The sequence below is a fragment of the Kaarinaea lacus genome (genome assembly GCF_975902315.1).
The window spans coordinates 1-5884 of the sequence record NZ_CDLKIE010000392.1; the positions used below are offsets into that span (position 1 = coordinate 1).

A 5884-nucleotide genomic window follows, 5' to 3' on the forward strand; every position below is an offset into this window, starting at 1 on the left:
GTCGAAGGAACGTGCTGGTACTACCGCGGAATTTTTCCAGGGTGCACTGGAATTACCACCGGAAGCAATCTCCTACGAAGGCATGGGTGATACCAAACCGGTTGCCAGTAATGCGAGTGAAACGGGCAGGGCACAGAACCGTCGCGTGGAAGTACAGGTATGGTATGACGAAGTCAGCGAACAGCTTGTCGAGCGCAAAGTGGAGGTGGACCAGGAAGTTAAACGCATCATGGTCTGCCGCGTGGAAACATTGTGTAAGCTGCGCTTCAAAGAAGGACATTCACGGCGTGCCAAGCTGAAGAACCTGGTGCCGCCGTTCCACTATGATGAAGGTGTCAGTGAAATTCCAGCGCAATACCTGCAGCAGTTAAAACAGGCGCTGCAAAACCTGTCCAGCAAGGACAACGTGCAAATGCGCTTCATTGCTTACACGGATAACATCCCATTGACCGGTAGAGACGCGCGTATTTACGGTGATCATGTGGGAATATCCAAAGCCAATGCACGACGCGTTGCCATCGCGATACAGGAAGCTTTAGCTTTACCGAACGAAGCTATTGCCAGTACCGGCCGTGGTGCCAGCAGTCCTATTGCTTCCAATAATTCGGAAAAAGGCCGTACCCTGAACCGTCGCATTGAAGTCGAGTTCTGGCATGACGATCCACTGGAAGACCTGCCCGATGAGCCGCAAATTTGCCCGGAGGCTTCCGCGGCCGAAACCGTGGAGCGAATCTATAATCCGCCGGAAGGTGACATCAAGCCGATTTACTTTGAAAACGGTCAGGCCGTGATTCCGGATGGTTACACCAAAATCCTGCAGCGGGCCATGAATGATATCAGCGACAAGGGTAACGTGCGCTTGCGGTTTATCGGCTATACCAGCAACAAACGTCTCAGTCGCCGCACCGCCATGGTTTATGGCGATGATATTGGCCTGTCCACGTCGCGTGCCCGCCGTGCCATGGAAGCCATCAAAACACAAATGGCATTAAGTGATGCACAGGCCGAGTTTGAAGGCCGGGGTTATGTGCAATCCCATGACGTGGTCAATACCGGGTTTGTTGAGCTGGATCGTTCCAAGGTGGAAGTGCAGGTGGTTTATGACGAGCTGGCCCTGCTGGATGAAACCGAAGGTGTATCTATCAAGCGCATCACCCGTGACGTGGAAACCAAGAATCCCTTTGCGTTGAACCTGATGCGTATTTCCGTTGACGGTCAACCGGTTAATGACCCCAACAAGAACATCCCGGATGTACAGCGTTGTACCGACGTGGCACTGGATCAGGCACAGGTCCGCTTCAAGTTTGACGACCTGAATATTAAGCCACGCCTGAATGTAACGGCCTGGCCCAATGTCATTAGTTACTATGATGGCGCGGATACCGAGTTTGTCGAAAACCAGGCGCACTTCAAGCTCTACACTAATTATCCGAGCTTTATTGAGAAAGCCGAAATTCGCCTGTTTAACGCCGCGCAGTCCACGCGCGATGAACCGGTTGCGGTAGTGCCTGTGGATGAGCATGGCACAGCACAATGGCAGTATGGCTTTGACGATTATTCCGCGCCACGCCTGCAATTGAAATTCGTGCTGCGTGTCTATGACAAGCAGGGCAACTTTGATGAAACCGCTGAACAAACCCTGTGGGTCGTAGATACATTGCAGGTAGATAACAGTGAGCGTGATCCCGATAAGGAATTACTGGTCGGATACGGCGAGAACCGCCTGGCGCTCAACAACATACCATTGCAGGGCGGTGTGGTGAGCGTATATGGAGAACAGGTACCGCAAGGCCATAAAGTCTGGTTTGCCGGTCGTGAACTGCCAGTCAGTGGCAAGCTTGAATCCGACGAAAATGCTGCCGGCAAGTTTGGTGGTGAATTCATTGTTCCACCGGGCTTGCATACCGTTGAAGTGGCGATTACCGATGACGACGGAAACGGCAATGTTTACCAGCGCGATCTTGAGTTACCGGGCAGCGACTGGTTCTACGTGGGTATTGCGGATATAACCGCCGCCCAGGATGATACCAGCGGTCCTGCCGCACTGGTGACCGGAAACGATTCGGATTACAGCAGCGAATTCAATGTCGATGGCCGCCTGGCATTCTATGCCAAAGGCCGTTTTGCTAATGACTCAGTATTGACCATGAGCGCGGATACCCGTGAAGGTGAGATTGGTGAACTGTTCTCGAACTTTATGGACAAGTCGCCGGATGCACTGTTCCGTCGTATCGATCCCGACTATTACTACCCCACCTTCGGTGATGACAGCACCCTTGAGGAAGATGCACCGACCCACGGCAAGTTTTATGTGAAATGGCAGAAAGACAGAAACTACGGCATGTGGGGTAACTTTGATATTGCCTACATGGATAACAGTCTTGCCCATGTAGACCGTGGCCTCTACGGTGCCAATATCAACTATGAGAGTGAATCAGCAACCGCGTTTGGCGAGAAGCAATTTGCGATCAACCTGTTTGCCGCGGAGCCGGGCACATTAGCGGGACGGGATGAATTCCTCGGTACCGGCGGATCGCTTTATTACCTGCGGCGCCAGGATATACTCACCGGTTCCGATCGAGTGCGCATCGAAGTTCGTGATGCCGTTTCCGGGCTGGTCGTGGGCGTGAAGAACCTGACCTATGGCCTGGATTACGATATCGACTATATCCAGGGTCGCATCATGTTGAGTGAGCCTCTGTCCGCATCGGCGGCTTCGGGCACCCTGGTGGATAGTCGTGACTTTGGCGGTAACGATGTCTACCTGGTAGTGCGTTACGAATACACGCCGGGCTTTGATGAGCTTGACGATATTACCACCGGTGGCCGTATTCACTACTGGTTTAACAGCATGGTGAAACTCGGTATGACGGCCGAAGAGCAGGAATACAACGGTGGCGAAACCAGTCTGACGGCCTTTGATTTGACGATCCGGAAGAATGCCGGCACCTGGCTCAAGTACGAACAGTCCCAAAGTCAGGGTCCGGTGTCGTCAACATTACTATCCAATGATGGTGGATATGAATTTAACCAGATCGCACTGCCGCCGGGTACCGATATCAAGGCCACGGGACGGCGTGTGGATGCCAGTGTTCGCCTGCAAGATTTTATCAGTGGCTTTAAAGGTACGTTCAGTATTTACAATCAACAACTGGATGCTGGATACGCGGCGCCCGGACTGATTGCCAATACCGATACCACGACGACCGGCGGTATGTTGCAAATTCCCGTGTTCGAATCCATCGATGTGAAAGTCAAAGCAGATTCCAGAGATCAGGAAAACTCACTGAAAACCGAAGCCGTTGAACTGGATGTCGACTACCTGATGAATAAATACTGGAGTTTCGGAGTAGGACTGCGTAATGACAAGCGCACCGATAATTCACCCACTGTACCACTGACCCAGCAACAGGGTAAGCGCTCCGATGCTGCACTGAGAGCGACTTATAACTCTCGTGAAAACTGGCTGGCCTATGGTTATGTGCAGGATACTGTCGATGTCTCCGGTAACCGTGAAGATAACAGCCGCGTAGGCGTTGGTGGTGACTATCGTTTCACGGATCGATTCAAACTGGATGGTGAATTGTCGGCGGGTGATCTGGGTCCAGCGCTGAGACTTGGCACTAATTACCAGATGACGGATGCCACCGATCTTTATACCAGTTATGCGCTGGAAGATGAACGTACCGACAATGGTGTCAAGGCCCGTAAAGGCAATTTTGCCACAGGATTCAAGACGCGTTACTCCGACAGTGCCAGTATCTACATGGAAGAGCGTTATACACACGGCGATGTACCCACCGGATTGACCCATGCCATGGGATTTGACCTGGCGGTGAATGACAAACTGAATTTCGGTGGTGATATCGATATCGGATCACTCTTCAATAATTATACCGGCGCGGAAACCAAACGTAAGGCCATGGGTATCCGAGTAGGCTATAAATTTAGTGCGTTCACCTATGCCGGTGCCCTGGAATACCGTATCGACGAAACGGAACAACCGGATACCGCCCTGAGCAAACGTACCACATGGTTAATGAAGAATAATATCAAGTATAAAGTGAGTGCAGACTGGCGCCTGATCGGTAAGCTGAACCTGTCACAAAGTGAAAGTTCACTGGGTGATTTTTACGACGGTAACTTTACCGAAGCCATTGTAGGGTATGCATTCCGTCCGGTGAGTAATGATGCGTTGAATGCCCTGTTTAAGTATACCTACTTCTATAACATGCCAACCACGGATCAGGTAACGCTGAATAATAGTGCCGCCCAGTATATCCAGAAGAGTCACATTTTATCGGTCGACGCCATGTATGATGTCACCAGCCGTTGGACCATCGGTGGTAAATACGCTCATCGTCTTGGTCAATTGAGCCTGGATCGGGAAAATCCGGAATTTTTCGATAGCAGTGCTTCACTGTATATCCTGAGAGCCGACTGGCATTTCACCCATCGATGGGATGCTTTACTGGAAGGTCGTTTACTGGATATTCCGGAAGCGGGTGATAGTCGCAGTGGTATACTGGTGGCTATCTATCGTCACTTTGGTAAGCAAATCAAAGCCGGTGTTGGCTATAACTTTACCGACTTCTCCGATGATCTGACGGATCTTGATTACGACAGCCATGGATTATTTGTCAACGTGCTTGGTAAGTTCTAACAGGGTAAAGTTAGTTTCAACAGATCACCTGTCGTTACGGGTGTGGCCAACATTCGTTTAAATGACCAACCAGGCTCTCCTGATAATTTTTGTGGCTAGAAATTACTGTATGTGTTCGTATCAGAAAAATATACCAGTGAAATAAAATGATTACTTCCGGGTTAATTATAAAAGGGCCAGCAAGTACTGGCCCTTTGTTGGAGCCACAATTAAGTGTTTATTTGACCGGGAGTAGCGGGCATTGGAAAAATACTTCACCTGGAGTGATTACCAGGTAGCCCATTTCCTCGTTGTACTTGATCTCGTCTTCAGATTTTACGACCGGCGCAAAACCGCCATAGGCAATGAAACCAGCCTGTGTCCATGCAACGGTATGCAGATACCAGCGTCCGCCATTGTATTTTGGGTTACCGGGTGCTGCTTCCGAGACTGGTAGTTGAACGGCATTGGGATTATTGAAGTTGGTGATGACATATAGATTGTCGAAAGACTGTAAATTGTTGCCATTGGGTGCCGGCAGCGATGTAGTACCTTTGGTTCCCCAGACTTCACCATCACCATACAACGCAGGCATAAAGGTTGGTTGGCCTGGATCTGCATTGACCAGCTGCGTCACTAACAGTAGCAGGCCGCCGGTAAATAGAGCTTTTGATTTACGCATTTTATCATCTCCTCTGTTGGAATTAATTCCCTAATAATTCCCATTTCTTATTAGGTATTCAGAATAATGCGAATCAGATGTAACGGCGCGCTCACGTATTTATCACGAAATTGTCACTTTTTGTTTTGGTGATGGGAGCGTCGAGAATATGGCGCGTTGGAAATAGTCCTGCGTGTGCAGTATGAGAAAGGGGTAGAAAGTAGTTCTCTAGCTATTAACAGGCAGAAGTTGAGAAAAGGAAAAGCAGCGAATCATAACATAGTACGAAGCGTAGCAACCTGTTGCATCGCAACGCCTGACACTATATTAGTGGGATATTATTTTTGGATAACGCTGATGATATTTTGTAGTTCTCAGCAAAGCGTAATTCATCGGCATGTTTCTCCAACATTCTAAGATTGTGCATCAGAACATATTCTTCAAAATTTGAGGCGCGCTTAGCTTTGCTAATATTTTCTTGAATCATGCGAGCCTGGGTACGTCGAATGGTTTGCCTGGCCCATTGATAAAGTTGTCCGTTGAATTCAAATTCCTTGAGCGCCATTTTTTCATATAAAATA

General features: G+C 49.5%; 3 protein-coding genes. 1 reads left to right on the top strand and 2 read right to left on the bottom strand.

Annotation, left to right across the window (positions count from 1 at the left end):
• On the top strand, nt 1-4663 hold a 4663-nt coding region (locus tag ACWVCM_RS12495; RefSeq protein ID WP_455202087.1), incomplete at its 5' end, for a hypothetical protein.
• A gap of 217 nt (nt 4664-4880) precedes the next feature.
• Here the strand turns inward: ACWVCM_RS12495 and ACWVCM_RS12500 are convergent.
• Both ACWVCM_RS12500 and ACWVCM_RS12505 read right to left on the bottom strand, forming a co-directional pair.
• On the bottom strand, nt 4881-5324 hold the full coding sequence (locus ACWVCM_RS12500; RefSeq protein ID WP_455202088.1) for a hypothetical protein: 444 nt from the start codon (nt 5322-5324) through the stop codon (nt 4881-4883).
• A gap of 301 nt (nt 5325-5625) precedes the next feature.
• On the bottom strand, nt 5626-5884 hold a 259-nt coding region (locus ACWVCM_RS12505), incomplete at its 5' end, for a hypothetical protein (RefSeq protein WP_455202089.1).